Below are 15,637 nucleotides of genomic sequence, written 5' to 3' on the forward strand. Positions count from 1 at the left end.
GCCTCCCCCGTCGAGGCCGCCGCGCCGACACATGAACGCCGCACCTGACGAAGTCACGCCGGACTCCGGCATCGCCGGCGCCCTCCCCCCGGGCGAGCGGTTCTGGCGCCGGCTCGGCGGCGTGGCCTTCGGCGGCGACTACAACCCCGAGCAGTGGCCGGCCGAGACCAGGGCGGAGGACCTCCGCCTCATGGCCGAGGCCCGGGTCAACCTCGTCACCGTCGGCGTGTTCGCCTGGGCCCGGGTGGAGCCCGCGCGCGGGGCGTACGACTTCTCCTTCTTCGACCGGGTCCTGGACGACCTGCACGCGCACGGCATCACCGCCGACCTCGCCACCATGACGGCCTCGCCGCCGCCGTGGCTCGTCCACGAGCATCCCGAGATCCTGCCCGTCACCGCCGACGGGACCGTGCTCGGCCCGGGCGGCCGGCAGCACTTCTGCCCCTCCAGCCCGGTCTACCGGGAGCGCGCCGGGCTGCTGGCCGAGCGGCTGGCCACGCACTACCGCGGTCACCCGGCGCTCGGGCTGTGGCACGTCGGCAACGAGTACGGCTGCCACATCGCCGCCTGCTACTGCGCGGAGTCGGCGGCCGGCTTCCGCCGCTGGCTGCGGGAGCGGTACGGCGACGACGTCGAGGCGCTGAACGACGCCTGGTCGACGGACTTCTGGTCGCAGCGGTTCGCGTCGTTCGACCACGTCCAGCCGCCCCGCGCGGCCCCGACGTACCCCAATCCGGCCCAGCAGCTCGACTACATGCGCTTCAGCAGCGAGGCGCTGCGCGAGTGCTTCGAGCTGGAGGCGGGCATCCTGCGGCGGATCACCCCGGAGGTGCCGATCACCACGAACTTCCTGGGCGGCCTGAAGTCCGTGGACGTCTTCGACTGGGCGCCGAGGCTCGACGTCGTGGCGGTCGACTCCTATCCCGACCCCCTCGACGAGCGCCCGCATCTGGCTCCCGGCCTGGTGTACGACACGATGCGCGGCGCCGGGGGCGGCGCTCCGTGGATCCTCATGGAGCAGGCGCCGAGCGCGGTGAACTGGCGCGCCAGGAACGCGATCAAGCAGCCGGGCCAGATGCGGCTGTGGAGCTGGCAGGCGGTCGCGCACGGCGCCGACGCGGTCCTGTTCTTCCAGTGGCGGCAGTCACGGGGCGGTGCCGAGAAGTTCCACTCGGGCATGGTGCCGCACGCGGGGGCCGACAGCAGGGTCTACCGCGAGATCGCGGCGCTCGGCCAGGAGCTGGCGTCGGTGCCCGGCCTGCTCGGCACCCGCGTCCGCAACGACGTGGCGATCCTGCTCGACTGGAACAGCTGGTGGGCGCTGGAGCTCGACTCCCACCCCTCTGACGGCGTGCGCCAGCAGGAGCGCCTGCTCGAGCACTACACGCCCCTGTTCGACCTCGGCGTGGGCGTGGACGTGGTGCCGCCCTCCGCCGACCTGACCGGCTACGCCCTCGTCGTCGTGCCGAACCTGTACCTCCTGCCGAGCCGGGACGCGGCGCGCCTCTCGGCCTACGTCCAGGGCGGCGGCGCGCTGGTCGTCTCCTTCTTCAGCGGGATCGTCGACGAGCACGACCGGGTGCACCTGGGCGGATACCCCGCCCCGCTCCGCGAGGTCCTCGGGGTGCGGGTGGAGGAGTTCTGCCCGGCGGCCGAGCACGAGACGTTCCCCGTCCGGGGCTGCGAGGCGCTCGCGGACCACGAGGGGGTCGCCGGCCTGTGGCGGGAGGACCTGCGGCTCACCGGCGCCCGGCCCGAGCTCGTCTTCGACGCCCCGGGCTGGGCCGGCCGCCCGGTGGCGACCAGGCACGAGTACGGCGCGGGGACGGCCCGCTACCTCTCGGCCCGCCTCGACGAGGCCACCATGCGGGCGATCCTCGGCCGGGCGGCCGCCGAAGCGGGGGTGAAGCCCGTGGTCGAGGGACTGCCGTCCGGGGTGCAGGCGAGCGTCCGCGCCGGGGACGGCCGCCGCTTCCTCATCCTGCTGAACCACACCGGCGACAAGCACGACGTCGCCCTGACGGGCGAGTGGGCGGACGGCCTCGCCGGGCTCGACGAGCCCGTCGGGACGGTCACCCTTCCGCCGCTGGGCGTCGCCGTCCTCCGGGCCACCGGCTGACGGGCCGTTCGTCGACAAGATCTGACCGCTCGTCGTAAAGATCGGACCAGTCCGAAATACTGCATACCGTATGTGGTACCCGTGGGGCGTGGCAGGTTTCCTCAGTCGCTCCCGTACCGTCGCCGATCCCACCTGGAGCCGCTGGCTCGTGCCGCCCGCGGCGCTCTCCGTGCACCTGGCCATCGGGCAGGCGTACGCGTGGAGCGTGTTCAAGCCCCCACTCGAGTCCGCGCTCCAGCTCTCCGGCACGCAGAGCGCGCTGCCCTTCCAGCTCGGCATCGTCATGCTCGGCCTGTCGGCGGCCTTCGGCGGCACGCTCGTCGAGCGCAACGGGCCGCGGTGGGCGATGTTCGTGTCGATGTCCTGTTTCTCGTCCGGCTTCCTGCTGTCCGCGTTGGGCGTGGCCACGCGACAGTACTGGCTGGTCGTCCTCGGCTACGGGGTCGTGGGCGGGATCGGGCTCGGCATCGGCTACATCTCACCCGTCTCCACGCTGATCAAATGGTTCCCCGACCGGCCGGGCATGGCCACCGGGATCGCGATCATGGGGTTCGGCGGGGGAGCCCTCATCGCCTCGCCCTGGTCGGCGCAGATGCTCGACTCCTTCGGCGCCACCACCGGCGGCATCGCCACGACGTTCCTCGTGCACGGCGTGGTCTACGCCGTCTTCATGTCGATGGGCGTGCTGCTCGTACGGGTGCCGCCGGACGGCTGGAGGCCCAAGGGCTGGACGCCGCCCGCGGTCGCGAGCCGGGCGCTGATCACCACGGCCGACGTCTCGGCCCGCAACGCCATCCGCACCCCCCAGTTCTACTGTCTCTGGGTGGTGCTGTGCTGCAACGTCACCGCGGGCATCGGCATCCTGGAGAAGGCCGCGCCCATGATCATCGACTTCTTCGCGGGCACGCCGACGGCGGTCGCCGCCGGGGCGGCGGCCGGCTTCGTGGCCCTGCTGTCGCTGGCCAACATGGCGGGCCGGATCGTCTGGTCGTCCACCTCCGACCTGATCGGGCGCAAGAACATGTACCGCGTCTACCTCGGCGTCGGGGCGCTGCTGTACCTGGCGATCGCGCTGGCCGGCGCCGCGTCGAAGCCGCTGTTCATCGTGTGCGCGCTCGGCATCCTGTCCTTCTACGGCGGCGGCTTCGCGACCATCCCGGCGTACCTGAAGGACCTCTTCGGCACCTACCAGGTCGGCGCCATCCATGGCCGCCTGCTCACGGCCTGGTCGACGGCGGGCGTGCTGGGCCCGCTCATCGTCAACGCGATCGCCGACGCGCAGAAGGCGGCGGGCAACAGCGGGCCCGCCCTCTACACCACGTCGTTGTACATCATGATCGGGCTGCTCGCGGTGGGCTTCCTCGCCAACGAGCTGGTCCGCCCGGTGCACGACAGGTACCACGAGCGGTCCGCGACGGGCCTGGTGACGGAGAAGGAGCAGACGGTATGAGATCGCGCACCGGCCTGATGGCGCTGGCGTGGGCGTGGGTGGGGCTGCCGTTCGCGTACGGCGTGTACGGCCTGCTCATGAAGCTCACCCAGCTGTTCGCCGGCTGACCGCTCAGCCCTTCTCGACGCCCTCGTTGGCGCCCCGCACGAAGAAGCGCTGGAACACCACGAACACCACCGCCACCGGGATCGTGGCCAGCAGCGCCGCGCCCAGCTTGAGCGGGTACTGCGTGCCCTTGCCCAGAGACCCGCTCACCAGGTCGGCCAGCCCGCGCGGCAGCGTGAACAGCTCGGGGCTCTGCACCGCGACCAGGGTGTGCGGGAACTCGTTCCAGGAGCCCTGGAACGAGATGATGGTGAGCGTGATCAGCGCGGGCCGGGCCATCGGCAGCACCACCGACCAGAACGTGCGGAACACCCCGGCCCCGTCCACCCGGGCGGCCTCCTCCACGGTGGGCGGGATCGACTCGAAGAACTGCTTCATGATGAAGACGCCGGCGGCGTCCGCGATCACGGGCAGGATGAGCGCGGTGTAGCTGTCGTACATGCCGAGCTGGTTCAGCACCAGGAACTTCGGGATGAACAACACCACGCCCGGCACCGCCATGATCGCCACGATCGCCGAGAACAGCGCCCGCCGCCCGCCGAAGCGCAGCCGGGCCAGCGCGTACCCGGCCATGGAGTCCAGCAGCACCCGCCCGGCGGTGACCGCCAGCGTCACCAGCACCGAGTTGCCCAGCCACAGCGGCAGATCGGTGCCGGCGAACACCCGCTCGTAGCCGGCCAGGGACACCGGGTCCGGGACGGGGGACAGGGGGTGGGCCGCGGCGTCCGGCTCGGTCTTGAAGGACGTCGCGATCTGGATGACGAACGGATAGAGGAAGACGAGCGCGAAGAAGACCAGGACGAAGTAGCCGGCGAAGGTGGAGGCCAGCGTGCGCGGCCCGCGGTTCATGATCGCCTCTCTCTCAGGACCCACCGCTGGACCAGCGTCAGCGCCACGATGATGGCGAACAGCACGAACGAGATCGCGGTCCCGGTCCCGTACTCGAAGCCGCCGAACGCGGTCTCGTACGACAGGTACGCCGGCGTGAGCGTGGTCTTGGCGGGATTGCCCTGGCTCATCACGTAGATCTGGTCGAACACCTGCCAGGTCGCGATCAGCCCCAGCGTCACCACCAGGAACAGCGTGGGCCTCAGCAGCGGCAGCGTCACGTGCCGGAACACGCCCCACCGCCCGGCCCCGTCCAGCATGGCGGCCTCCTCCAGCGACACGGGGATGTCCTGCAGGGCGGCCAGGAACATGAGCATGAACGTCCCGGACGTGGTCCACACGACGAGCATGATGATCGTCGTCATGGCCATGCTCGGGCCGGACAGCCACTCCCACCACGACAGCCCGAACGGCCCGCCGGTCGTCAGCGCCTGCGGCGGCGCCGCGGGATCGACCAGCCCGGCCGCACCCAGCAGCAGGTGGAGCACGCCCCGCGAGTCGGCGAACCACTGCGGCCCGTCCACGCCCAGCAGCGCCAGCAGCCCGTTGACCGCCCCGGAGTTGGCGAACACGAACAGGAAGACGACGCTGATCGCGACCGAGCTGGTCACCGACGGGAAGAAGAAGGCCGCGCGGAAGAACGTCTTGCCCCTCAGCAGCCGGGCGTTGACGATCAGCGCCAGGCCGAGCGCCAGCACGGTCTGGGCCGGCACCACGATGGCCACGTAGTAGACGTTGTTGCGCACGCTCGTCATGAAGTCCTGCCGGGCCAGCCCCTCCTCGGTGAACAGGCGGCTGTAGTTGTCCAGGCCCACGAACGGGACGCCGGAGCGGAACGGGCTGCCCTGCCCGTTCCAGTCGGTCAGGCTCACCCACATCGCCATGAGGATCGGCGCCAGCATGAACAGGCCCAGGACGATCACGACCGGGGCCACGAAGAGCCAGCCCGCGAGGTTCTCCCGCGCGGCGCCGGGCCGGCGCGGCCTCATGACGTGCCGAGCGCGGCCTGGGTGTTCTTCTGCACCCGCTGCAGCAGCGTCTTGGGTGCGACGGAGGTCAGCTGCTGCAGCCCGGTGTCGAAGTCGGCCAGGACGCTGTCCATCTTGGGCGCGTTGACCGGCCCCTGCGCGTAGGCGGCGCCGTCGACGAACGGCGCGTCGGCGGGGAACTCGGCGGTGTACGCGCTCTTGGCCGACTGCCGCGAGGGCATGACGCCGAACGCCCTGGCGAAGGCCATCTGCTGGTCGGCCTTGGTCATCGCCTCGACGAACGAGATGGCCTGCTGCTTGTACGGGCTCTTGGCCGAGATGCCCCAGCACGTCGTGAACGACAGGGTGCCCTTGCCCTCAGGCCCGGCGGGCAGCTCGTGGACGGTGTACTTCACGTCCGGGAAGTCCGCCTTGAGCGCCCCCTTGATCCAGTTGCCCTCGATGGTCATCGCGGCCTTGCCCTTGCCGAAGGCCTCGCCGCCCCAGCCCGCGTCGAGCTGGCTGGGGTAGCGGGCCAGCCGGTCGGCCAGCAGCGTGCGCACGTACTCGAGGGCCTGGAGGTTCTGCGGGCTGTCGGCGGTGGCCCGCTTGCCGTCCGGGCTGGTGAGCCAGCCGCCGGCCTGGACCATGAACGCGCCGATGCGGTCGCGCGTGTCACCGAGCGCCAGCGGGGTGATCCCCGCGGCCTGCAGCTTCTCGCCCACCGAGGTGAGCTGCTCCCACGTGGTGGGCACGTCGGCGGCGGTCAGCCCGGCCTTGGACCACAGGTCCTGGTTGACGATCAGGGCGAGCGTGGAGAAGTCTTTGGGGGCGCAGTAGAAGGTCCCGTTGTAGGTGAACGCGGCCCGCAGGGTGGGGTAGAAGTCGTCCGGTCGGCTGATCTTGCCGGCGTACGGCTCGAGCGCGCCGACGCTGGCGTAGTCGGCGAAGCGGACGGCGTCCACATAGAAAACGTCCGGCGGGTCGTCGCCGGCGAAGGCCTGGCCGAGCTGCTGCTGCAGGTCCTGGGCAGGCGTCACGGTGGCCGTGGCGCCGGCCGCGGCGGCCCAGGCCTGGGCGGCCTGCTTGACGGCGGCGGTCTCGGCCTCGCCCGAGGAGCCGATGAGGATGTCCAGGCCGGCGGGTCCCGAGGTCTGCTGGGCGGTCTGACCGGGGGCGTCGTCGAAGCCGCGGCCGCAGGCGGCGGTCAGGAGCAGGCAGGCGCAGGCGACGCTGCAGAGCGCCGCGGTCCGGCGGGTTCTTGGCATCATCGGGACTCCTGTTCTCGCGTGGGGGTCAGGGGGTCACGCCGACCGCCTGAGGGTCAGGGAGGGCTCCAGCAGGACGTGCTCGACCGGCGGGCCGGCGCTTCCCAGGGCGCGGGTGAGGAGGGCGACGCAGGCGGCCGCGGCCTCGCCGAGCGGCTGGCGCACGCTGGTCAGGCCGACCGCCCTGGCCACCGGCGTGTCGTCGAAGCCGATCACCGCGACCGGCCGCCGGCCAGGGGAGACGGCGCCCGGCATGCCGGACGCCGTCTCGGGCCCGGTCTGGGGCGTGGTCTCGGGCCCGGTCTGGGGCGTGGTCTCGGGTCCGGTCTGCGGCGTCGTCTCGGACGCCGTCGTGGGGAGTGGCGTCCCTGGGGCCGGCCGGCCGGTGAGGTGTCCCGTCTCGGAGGCGAGCGCGTCGGCGACGTTCAGGGCGCCGAGCGCGAGGGAGTCGCTCGCGCACACCAGCGCCGTCACCTCGCCGCCGGCCGCCAGCAGGTCGCGGGCCGCCCGCGCCCCGGACTCGACGCCGTCCTCGACCGCCCGGCTCAGGCCGTCGGCGGGCAGGCCGTGCTCCGCGAGCGTGCGCGCCCAGCCTGCCCGCCGGTCGTCGCCCACGCCGGAGCCGGGCGGCCAGCCGAGGAAGCCGATGCGCCGGTGCCCGGCGGCCAGCAGGTGGCGGGTGGCGGCCGCGGTGCCCGCGGCGCCGTCCACGTCCACCCACGAATGGCGGGCGCCCGGCAGGTCGCTCCACGGCCGGCCGAAGGCCACGAACGGCAGCCGCCGCTCCAGCAGCCACGAGGTGCGGAGGTCGTCGTGGTGGGTGGCCGTCAGCACGAACGCGTCCGGCTCGTACGAGCCGAGCAGGTCCTCGAAGGTGGCGATCTCGGAGCGGTCGTCGGCGGCGGTGTAGAGCAGGATCCGGTAGCCGGCCCGGGCCGCCGACTCGGTCAGGCCGTGCAGGAACGTGTCGAGCACCGAGCCGCTGATGCCGTCGCCGCCGGGGTCGATGCGGATGGCGATCAGGCGGGAGCGGCCGGTGCGCATCTGGCGGGCGGCCTGGTTGGCGCGGTAACCCAGCCGCTGGATGACCTCCAGGACGTGGCGGCGGGTCTCCTCGCGGACGACCTGCGGGCTGTTGAGCGTGTTCGACACCGTCTGCCGGGACACGCCCGCCGCCCGCGCCACGTCCATGATCGTCACCTTTTCCGCCATGGCGCGCCTTTCGGGGGGTTGAACGTTCAAAGTGCTGTGAGGCATGATTTGATCGTTCAAAATGGCCGAATGTAACGAAATCTGCACCGCTGACACGCTTCTGTCAAGAGGGGGAGTCGTCGTGCTCCAGCCGCTGCTGCACGATCTTGTCAGTACGGTCCTGGCGCCCGCCAGCGCACTCAGCGGATCCGACGGACAGATCCGCCAGACCGGCGTGCAAGGGCTCTTCCGGGCCGACCGCCGGGTGTTGTCGCTGGCCCGGCTCCTGGTGGACGGGAGGGAGCCGGAGGCCGTCGGGCACGCGGCGGCCGGGACCGGGCGGGCCAGGTTCGTGTCGCTGGCCCGCTGGCTCGGCGACCGCACGGCCGATCCCACGGTGCGGCTGGACCGGGTGCGTGAGCTCACGCCGTACGGGATGGAGGAGCACGTGGAGATCATCTCCACGGCCGCCGAGCCCGTCACGGCCACCGTCACCGTTGAGCTGGCCTGCGACTTCGCCGCCATCGAGACGGTCAAGTCGGGCGCCGCGGCCCTCTCCGCCTGGTCCGGCGCCGCACCCTTCCCCGCCGGGTCCGCCTCCGCACCCTTCTCCGCCGGGTCCGCCTCCGCCGCCCCCGCCGTCTCCTCTGTGTCCGGCGACGGGCGGCTGACGTGGCGCTCGGAGGGCACCCGCGGCACCGTCGTCGTCACCGTCACGGGCCGGGGCGCGAAGGCTAAGGCATCGTCCCCCGCGGCCCTGCTGAGCTGGGAGATCACGCTGCCGCCGCGCGGTCGCACCACCCTGAGCTGGAGCCTGTCCGTCCACGACCCCGCCGCCGTCGTCGTGCCCGCCGCCGGGCCGCCCGAGTGGAGCGTGCCGCGGGTCGCCGCGGACGACCGGCGCATCGTCCGGCTGCTCGACCAGGCGCTGGCGGACCTGTGCTCCCTGCGCCTGGCCGAGCCGGGCGCGCCCGGCGACACCTTCCTCGGCGCGGGCGTGCCCTGGTTCCTGACGTTGTTCGGCAGGGACAGCATCTGGGCGGCCCGGATGCTGCTCCCGCTCGGCACCCGGCTCGCCGCGGGCACCCTGCGCGTGCTGGCCCGCCGCCAGGGGGAGCGGCTCGACCCGCTGACGGGCGAGGCCCCCGGCAAGATCATGCACGAGCTCCGGCGGGAGGAGTTCCCGTTAGGGGAGGACGACCGGCGGCTGCCCGCCGCCTACTACGGCACCATCGACGCCACGCCGCTGTGGATCAGCCTCCTCCACGACGCCTGGCGCTGGGGCATGCCGCCGGCAGAGGTCGAGGCGCTGCTGCCGCACCTGGAGGCCGCGCTGGGCTGGCTCGCCGACCATGCCGACCCCGATCGCGACGGCTTCATCGAGTACGTCGACACCAGCGGTCACGGCCTGGCGAACCAGGGCTGGAAGGACTCCGGCGACTCGGTGCGCTTCCACGACGGCGGCCAGGCCGAGCCCCCCATCGCGCTGGCCGAGGTGCAGGGCTACGCCTGCCGTGCCGCCCTCGACGGGGCCGCCCTCCTGGACGCCTTCGGCCGCCCCGGCGCCGCCAGGTGGCGCGAATACGCCGACGCCCTGGCAGGCCGCTTCCGCGCGGCCTTCTGGGTGGAGGGCGCCCACGGCCGGTTCCCCGCCCTCGCCCTGGACCGGGACAAGCGACCGGTGGACTCCCTCACCAGCAACATCGGCCACCTCCTCGGCACCGGGCTGCTGTCCAGGGAGGAGTCGGCCCAGGTCGCGGACCTGCTGGCGGGGCCCGGCATGGCGGAGGGCTTCGGGCTGCGCACCATGTCCTCGGCGGACCGCGGCTTCGGCCCGCTGTCGTATCACTGCGGGTCGATCTGGCCGCACGACACGGCCATCGTGATCGCCGCCCTGGCCCGCGAGGGCTTCGACGCGCAGGCCGCGGCGCTGGCCGAGGGGCTGCTCGCCGCAGCCGAGTCCTTCGGCTATCGGCTGCCCGAACTGTACGGGGGCGACGCCCGCGACCTGGTGGGCCGCCCCGTCGCGTACCCGGCCGCCTGCCACCCCCAGGCCTGGTCGGCCGCCGCGGCGCTCACCATCGCCCACGCGGCGCTCGGGCTGTACCCGGATGTGCCGTCGGGCCGCGCCGTCCTACGTCCGCTGGCCGGCGCCGCGCTGGGAGCCCTGACGGTCAGCGGGCTCCGGGTGGCCGGCCATGAGGTGGAGGTGAGCGTCGCCCATGACGCAACGGCCACCGTCACGGGCCTCCCCACCGGCCTGCGCCTCGAACGTCTCGGCACGCCGAGCCACGTGTGACCGGTGGCAGCCGGTGGCAGGGGGCTCATCACCCGATCATCGGCTCGGCAGTCGAGGGCTGGGCGTGGCCGTGCGACATCGGACGATGCCCTACAGGGTGTGGGCGAAGCATCCCGAGGCGCGGCCGATGGTGACGGTGATGCGGACGTGCCCGTCGGCCGGCAGCAGGATCGAGCCGGGGTAGATGGTGTCCCCCGAAGGGGTGCCGTCGTCGTTGAGCACGGTGGAGGTCGCCGCCGCATCGCGGACGTAATAGGCGACGGTGCGCGATTCGACGTGCTCGACCCGGATCAGCGCGTCCGCCCGCTCCTTGCCGGAATCCCGCGCGACCCACAGTTTGGCCACACCGCCGTGTTGTTCGCGCATGGCGGCGCCGAACGGGCCGGCCCGCACGCCGCCCGCCGAGGCGCCTTTGTCGCCGGCCTTGTCGGCGTCGATGCACGGCACGCCGCCGGGCGGGGTCGCGGGCGGTGAGGCCGGAGCCGTCCAGCCCACGATGCTCGGCGTCTGTTCCACCTCCGCCTGACCCGCCGAACACGCCGTTTGGCCCGCTGATAGGAGGAGTAACGCCGAGAACGAAAAAATTGTGGATCTCCTCATTGATCAAAGTATCGCCGCGATTTACGATCACGTCCATGGACCTCGCCGATTTAGCGGGTGCGGGCTGCGGCCTTCTCGCCGCTCTTTTCGTCGCCAGCGGTGTTCCCAAAATCAGACGGCCGTTCGGGCTCGCGCTCGCGCTGGTGCGCTTCGGCGTCGTCGGACGCGTACGGCCCGGCCTGGGCCGGCTCCTCGGCGTCCTGGAGGTCGCGGCCGGCCTCGCCGTGGCGGTGAGCCCGGTCCTGCTCCCGGCCGCGACCTGCGCCCTTGTGCTCCTCGTGGCCTTCACCGCGGTGGTCGTACGGTCGCTCCTGGCCGGGCAGAGCGTGGAGTGCGCCTGCTTCGGCACGGGGGAGACGACCTCCTGGGCGACCGTGGCGAGGAACCTCGTCCTGATCGGCGTCGCGGCGTTCGTCGCCGCGGCGCCCGTGGCACCCACCATCGATCAGCGCATTTCAGGACTGCTCATCGGCACGGTGGTCACCTGCGGATATCTGCTCATTTCCACAATGGCCGTGCTCAAGCCTTTCAGCGTCCGGCTCGACGGATGAATGAGGTGTCATGGGCTACACCGCGTTATTAGTCGTGTCCTCCGTCTGGTTACTTCTTCTCACTCTCGGACTTCTGGTCGTACGCCGTGAACTGTCGATTCTCCAGGACCGCGTGGCGGTGAGCGGAGCCGCGCCGGCCGACGGGCTCGCCGTGGGCGCGCTCGCCCCGCAGTTCCCCGGCATGAGGCCGGACGACGTGGTCCTGTTCTTCTTCGGCGACTGCGAGCCCTGCCACGAGGTGGCGACGGAGGTGGCGCGGTCGGCCGACCCGGGCGGGTTCGCCTGCGTGGTCAGCGACGGCACCATGGCCGGGTCGTCGGCCGGTTTCCGGCGGATCCTGCCGCAGGACGCGCGCGTGCTCACGGGGGACGAGGCCGGCGCCGTGCGAGAGCGGTACAAAGTACACTCCGGTCCCTTCGGCGTGGCGGTCTCCGGCGGCCTGGTGGTGGCCAAGGGCGTCTTGCGGTACGCCGACGACCTGGAGCACCTTCATCGTTCCGCCTACGGCGCGGCCCCGGCCGGCAGGTGAAGGAGACACCGATGGGCGGCGTCCTGACCAGCCCCCGGATCCGGCCGGCGCTGGCGGTGCCTGTCGCCGCGCTCGGTGTGCTCGCCGGCCATCTCGCGGGCTTGCAACCCTGGGCGCTGCTCGTCATGGCCGCGCTCATCGTGGGGATCGCGCAGCAGACCCTCCCTTGAGGCCCCAACGTGATCATCATGATCACGCGCGCCCGCGTGTCCGGGTGCTTCGGTTCCTCCATGGTGGCCGGCGCCGTCCTGATGCTGTCGGCCCTGGCGGGGGCGGCGCTCACCGGGGCCTTCGCCGGCCTTCTCGGCGCGGCCGTGGAGCCCTCGACGCGTGCTCTGCTCGCGGCGGCGGCGGTGTCGGCCGTCATCGTGGGAGCGGCGCTCAGGCCGGTCCCGTGGCAGCTGGACCGCGAGACCGATCCCCGCTGGCTCGGGTACGACGACTGGCGCACCGCCGCGTACAACGGCTTCGCGCTCGGCCTCGGTTTCACCACGCGCATCGGTTTCTGGCTCTGGTACGTGGTCCCGCTGGCCGCCTTCGTCGCCGCCGACCCCGTCGTGGGAGCGGCCGGTCACGCCGTCTTCGCGCTGACCCGGGTGGGCCTGTCCGTGCTGCTCACCTCGGCGGACGTCTACATCGCCGGCGGCATCACGCGAGCCCGCACGATGGCCGACCCGCTGGCGCTCGCCGCGCTCGGCGCCCTGTACCCCGTTCTCGCGCCGTTGTTGTAATCAACAGAGAGGAAGCAGCAATGAGGGAGGAAACCACCAGACGCGGGTTGTTCGCCGGAGTCCTGCGGGACAAGGCGGGCAACGCGCCGCTGCCCCCGTCCGACGCCCCCCTTGGCGTCCTGGTCGGCGGTTCGGGCCAGAACGTGACCGTGCGCCGCTACGGCGGACCGGCCGGCCTCACGGCCGCCGCGCCCGTCGCCGCCAAGGCGGAGGAACTGCCCTACGGTTGGACGCTCAGGCCCGGCGACCTCGTCGTGATCGACGAATCCACCCCCGGTGCGCCCGTCGCGGTGACCCTGCACCGCAACGTCCACGGGACGGTGACGGAGGTCACCCCCGACCGCATCACGGTGAACGGCCAGGTCTGCCTGCTCGACCCGCGGACGCTGCACTACGAGGGCACGGCGGGCGAGCCGTCCGCCAAGCCGCTGGCCCAGCCGCTGAAAGCCGGGGACACCGTCGTCCTGGAGTGCTTCGACAACCGCGTGGACGGCACCCTGACCGTTCACTTCATGCGGCGGATCAGGCAGGCCGCCTGATGGAACGCGTCCTCGCCGTCGTGCTGGTGGTGGCGTGCGTCGTCCTCACCGTGGCCTTCCTGGCCTGCCTGCGGGGCATCGCGGAGCTTCGCCTGCGCCTCACCGGGCGCGGCATGGACCCCAGCGCCCAGCTGATCATCGGCAGGAAGCTGCCGGACAGCGTGGTCCGGCTGATCCCCGACGCGACGCGGGACACGCTGGTGCTGTTCATGTCCGGCACCTGCGGCACCTGTCACGGCCTCGCGGCCGATCTCGACGGATTCGCGGATCGCCCGCTGGTGGCGATCGTCACCGGCGACTCCGCCCCCGAGCTGCTCGCGATGCTCCCGCCGCACGTCAAGGCCGTCGACGGCGAACAGGCCAAGGCCGTCGACGCCGACCTGCCCATGCCGATGTGGCCCGCCGCCGTCCTGCAGCGGGACGGCTTCATGATCGCCTACGCGCTCGGCGGCGACGCCGACAGCGCGGCGGACCTCGAAGTGCTGTGGGAACAGCGCGTGGACGTACCAGAGGGGATGACAGCATGATCGTCGAGCACGTGAAGAAGACGCGGCTGACGCGGAACAGGTTCCTCGCCGTCGCGGGCGCGACCCTCGTCGGGGCGGCCACCCACGCGTGGTTCCCCGGACGAGCCGAGGCGGCGCCGGACGGCTGCTACGGCAATCCCGGCTGCAGCTGCTGCTCGGCCACGAGTTGCTGCGGCAGCGGCTGCTCCAGGCGCTACGCCTGCGGCGGCAAGCAGTGCTGGACGACGTGCGCCTACTTGGGGAGCACGCTGTACCGGTTCGACTGCTGCGACTACTACAAGAACGGCACCGCGTGCATCTGCCGGGTGAACCACCGGCCCTGCACCTGAGCGACGTCACGGTGCGGCGGGCCCCGGGCCGCCGCACCATGATCTATCCCGGGACCCTCAGCGTGCGGGCGACCTCGAACAGCAAGGGCTCGCAGCCGGGGCGGCAGACCAGCTGCAGGCCGACGGGCAGGCCGTCCACCGTTCCCGCCGGCACGGTCAGGGCGGGCAGGGCGAGGACGTTCCATGGGCTGGTCAGCGCCAGCAGCGCGGCACGCACGGCGGCGGGTTTCCCGTCGATCTCCGTCTCCCGCTGACCGAGTGGCGGGGCGACGATCGGCACGGTCGGCAGCGCCAGCACGTCATGGCCGTCGGACACCACTCCCACGGCCTCGGCCAGCTCCGCGCGGGCCTCCACGGCGCGAACGTAGCGCCAGCCGGGCGTCTCGGCGGCGGCCCGCAACCGGTCCAGCACCTCGGGGTCGAACAGCTCGGGGGCCTCCTCGAGGCGGCCGGCGTGCACGGCCGCCGCCTCACAACTCTGGATCGTCGTGTACGTCTCCCGCAGCGCCTCGCCTGCGCCCGCGGGCAGCCGCACCTCCTCCAGCGCCCCCGCCACCGCCCGCACCGCCCGTACGACCCTCGGGTCGCAGGGGAAGAGGCCACCGGGATCGAGCCAGGCCACCCGGACCCGCCCGGAGTCGCCGGGACCGTGGGGGTGAGGCCGGTGCTCCTCATCGGCCCGGCCCGGCTCACGCGGCCAGGCGGGCCCGGCGCCACCGTGGCCGACCGGCTCGGTGGGGGCGGTGCCGCCCGGGGGGACCGCCCATGCGGCGTCGCCTGTACGGCCGCCGGGCCGAGCAGGCCGCGCCGGGGCGTCTCGTCCGCTTGGGCCGGTCAGGCAGTGGTAGGCGGTGAGGCAGTCCGCCGGGCCGGCCGCCAGGACGCCGACGTGGTCGAACGTGCGCGACAGCGGGAACACGCCGTCCGCCGGGATCGCGCCGTACGCGGGCTTGAAGCCCGCCACCCCGCACAAAGCGGCCGGGATGCGGACGGAGCCGCCGGTGTCGGTGCCGAGCGCGAGCGGGACCAGGCCCGCCGCCACGGCCGCCGCGCTCCCGCCGCTGGACCCGCCCGACATGCGCGAAGGATCCCACGGGTTGCGGGCGGGGCCGGTGGCGGAGCGGTCGCCCGTGGGGCCGTAGGCGAACTCGTGCGTCGTGGTCGTCCCCACGATGACGGCCCCGGCCCGGCGGAGCCGCGCCACGCACTCCGCGTCAGCGGAGGGGACGTGCCCGGCGAAATGCCGCGAGCCCATGGTCACCGGCAGCCCGGCGACCATGATCAGGTCTTTCACCGCGACCGGCACACCGTGCAACGGCCCCCGGTCCGTCCCGCCGGCCAGCTCCTCTCCGGCCCGCTGCGCCGCGTCGAGCGCCCCCTCGGCGTCCACGGTGACGAACGCGTTCAGCCGGGGGTTGAGCGCGGCGATCGCGTCGAGGGCCAGCCGGGTGAGCTCGGCCGACGTGGTCCGCCCCTGGCGGAGGTCGGCGGCGAGGCCGGCGAGGGTACGGCCGGTGAAGGGACCGGGGGAGCGCGTCATGGG

General features: G+C 72.8%; 17 protein-coding genes. 11 read left to right on the forward strand and 6 right to left on the reverse strand.

What is annotated here, in order from left to right; genetic code table 11:
• Positions 1 to 31: 31 nt before the first annotated feature.
• The 3 genes from ID574_RS34595 (at position 32) to ID574_RS62985 (ending at position 3,676) form a co-directional block, all read left to right on the forward strand.
• Entirely contained in the window at positions 32 to 2,119 is a 2,088-nt protein-coding gene (locus tag ID574_RS34595) for a beta-galactosidase (protein ID WP_188193214.1), read from the forward strand.
• A gap of 88 nt (positions 2,120 to 2,207) precedes the next feature.
• A complete protein-coding gene (locus ID574_RS34600) occupies positions 2,208 to 3,569 on the forward strand; it encodes an L-lactate MFS transporter (RefSeq protein WP_223167362.1) in 1,362 nt (453 codons plus the stop codon).
• Positions 3,566 to 3,676, forward strand: coding sequence for an MFS transporter small subunit (locus ID574_RS62985; RefSeq protein WP_442939353.1), 111 nt, complete (start codon positions 3,566 to 3,568; stop codon positions 3,674 to 3,676). The genes ID574_RS34600 and ID574_RS62985 overlap by 4 nt, the downstream gene beginning before the upstream one ends.
• Before the next feature lie 4 nt (positions 3,677 to 3,680).
• Here the strand turns inward: ID574_RS62985 and ID574_RS34605 are convergent, their stop codons facing one another.
• Genes ID574_RS34605 through ID574_RS34620 form a run of 4 tightly spaced genes read right to left on the reverse strand, consistent with a single transcriptional unit; the run spans position 3,681 to position 8,010 of the window.
• A complete protein-coding gene (locus ID574_RS34605; RefSeq protein WP_188193216.1) occupies positions 3,681 to 4,523 on the reverse strand; it encodes a carbohydrate ABC transporter permease in 843 nt (280 codons plus the stop codon).
• A complete protein-coding gene (locus tag ID574_RS34610) occupies positions 4,520 to 5,551 on the reverse strand; it encodes a carbohydrate ABC transporter permease (protein WP_188193217.1) in 1,032 nt (343 codons plus the stop codon). Before ID574_RS34610 ends, ID574_RS34605 begins: the two co-directional genes overlap by 4 nt.
• On the reverse strand, positions 5,548 to 6,801 hold the full coding sequence (locus ID574_RS34615) for a sugar ABC transporter substrate-binding protein (protein ID WP_188193218.1): 1,254 nt from the start codon (positions 6,799 to 6,801) through the stop codon (positions 5,548 to 5,550). Before ID574_RS34615 ends, ID574_RS34610 begins: the two co-directional genes overlap by 4 nt.
• A gap of 33 nt (positions 6,802 to 6,834) precedes the next feature.
• Positions 6,835 to 8,010 carry a LacI family DNA-binding transcriptional regulator gene (locus ID574_RS34620; RefSeq protein ID WP_188193219.1) on the reverse strand — a complete coding sequence of 392 codons (1,176 nt, stop codon included), beginning with the start codon at positions 8,008 to 8,010 and terminating at the stop codon, positions 6,835 to 6,837.
• A gap of 121 nt (positions 8,011 to 8,131) precedes the next feature.
• On the opposite strand from ID574_RS34620, the gene ID574_RS34625 reads away from it, so the two are divergent.
• Positions 8,132 to 10,288 (forward strand): glycogen debranching N-terminal domain-containing protein, encoded by a 2,157-nt coding sequence (locus ID574_RS34625; RefSeq protein WP_223167363.1) that lies wholly within the window; start codon positions 8,132 to 8,134, stop codon positions 10,286 to 10,288.
• A 90-nt stretch (positions 10,289 to 10,378) separates the two neighbouring features.
• On the opposite strand, the gene ID574_RS34630 is transcribed toward ID574_RS34625, so the two are convergent.
• Positions 10,379 to 10,804, reverse strand: coding sequence for a hypothetical protein (locus tag ID574_RS34630; RefSeq protein WP_188193221.1), 426 nt, complete (start codon positions 10,802 to 10,804; stop codon positions 10,379 to 10,381).
• Positions 10,805 to 10,923: 119 nt separating this feature from the next.
• On the opposite strand from ID574_RS34630, the gene ID574_RS34635 reads away from it, so the two are divergent.
• From ID574_RS34635 to ID574_RS34665, 7 genes are read left to right on the forward strand one after another with little or no spacing between them, the layout of a single operon-like run.
• Positions 10,924 to 11,439 carry a MauE/DoxX family redox-associated membrane protein gene (locus ID574_RS34635; protein ID WP_188193222.1) on the forward strand — a complete coding sequence of 172 codons (516 nt, stop codon included), beginning with the start codon at positions 10,924 to 10,926 and terminating at the stop codon, positions 11,437 to 11,439.
• 10 nt (positions 11,440 to 11,449) lie between these two features.
• On the forward strand, positions 11,450 to 11,968 hold the full coding sequence (locus ID574_RS34640) for a hypothetical protein (protein WP_188193223.1): 519 nt from the start codon (positions 11,450 to 11,452) through the stop codon (positions 11,966 to 11,968).
• A gap of 11 nt (positions 11,969 to 11,979) precedes the next feature.
• Positions 11,980 to 12,138, forward strand: coding sequence for a hypothetical protein (locus ID574_RS34645; RefSeq protein WP_188193224.1), 159 nt, complete (start codon positions 11,980 to 11,982; stop codon positions 12,136 to 12,138).
• 18 nt (positions 12,139 to 12,156) lie between these two features.
• Positions 12,157 to 12,699: a hypothetical protein gene (locus tag ID574_RS34650; protein ID WP_188193225.1), complete on the forward strand. Its 543-nt coding sequence runs from the start codon at positions 12,157 to 12,159 to the stop codon at positions 12,697 to 12,699.
• 20 nt (positions 12,700 to 12,719) lie between these two features.
• Positions 12,720 to 13,238 carry a DUF5666 domain-containing protein gene (locus ID574_RS34655; RefSeq protein WP_188193226.1) on the forward strand — a complete coding sequence of 173 codons (519 nt, stop codon included), beginning with the start codon at positions 12,720 to 12,722 and terminating at the stop codon, positions 13,236 to 13,238.
• Positions 13,238 to 13,765, forward strand: coding sequence for a hypothetical protein (locus ID574_RS34660; protein ID WP_188193227.1), 528 nt, complete (start codon positions 13,238 to 13,240; stop codon positions 13,763 to 13,765). Before ID574_RS34655 ends, ID574_RS34660 begins: the two co-directional genes overlap by 1 nt.
• A complete protein-coding gene (locus ID574_RS34665) occupies positions 13,762 to 14,094 on the forward strand; it encodes a hypothetical protein (protein WP_188193228.1) in 333 nt (110 codons plus the stop codon). Before ID574_RS34660 ends, ID574_RS34665 begins: the two co-directional genes overlap by 4 nt.
• A gap of 43 nt (positions 14,095 to 14,137) precedes the next feature.
• Here the strand turns inward: ID574_RS34665 and ID574_RS60380 are convergent, their stop codons facing one another.
• Positions 14,138 to 15,634: an amidase gene (locus tag ID574_RS60380; protein WP_223167364.1), complete on the reverse strand. Its 1,497-nt coding sequence runs from the start codon at positions 15,632 to 15,634 to the stop codon at positions 14,138 to 14,140.
• Positions 15,635 to 15,637 lie beyond the last annotated feature (3 nt).

It is taken from the genome of Nonomuraea sp. SYSU D8015 (genome assembly GCF_008065375.1).
Taxonomy (GTDB): Bacteria; Actinomycetota; Actinomycetes; order Streptosporangiales; family Streptosporangiaceae; genus Nonomuraea.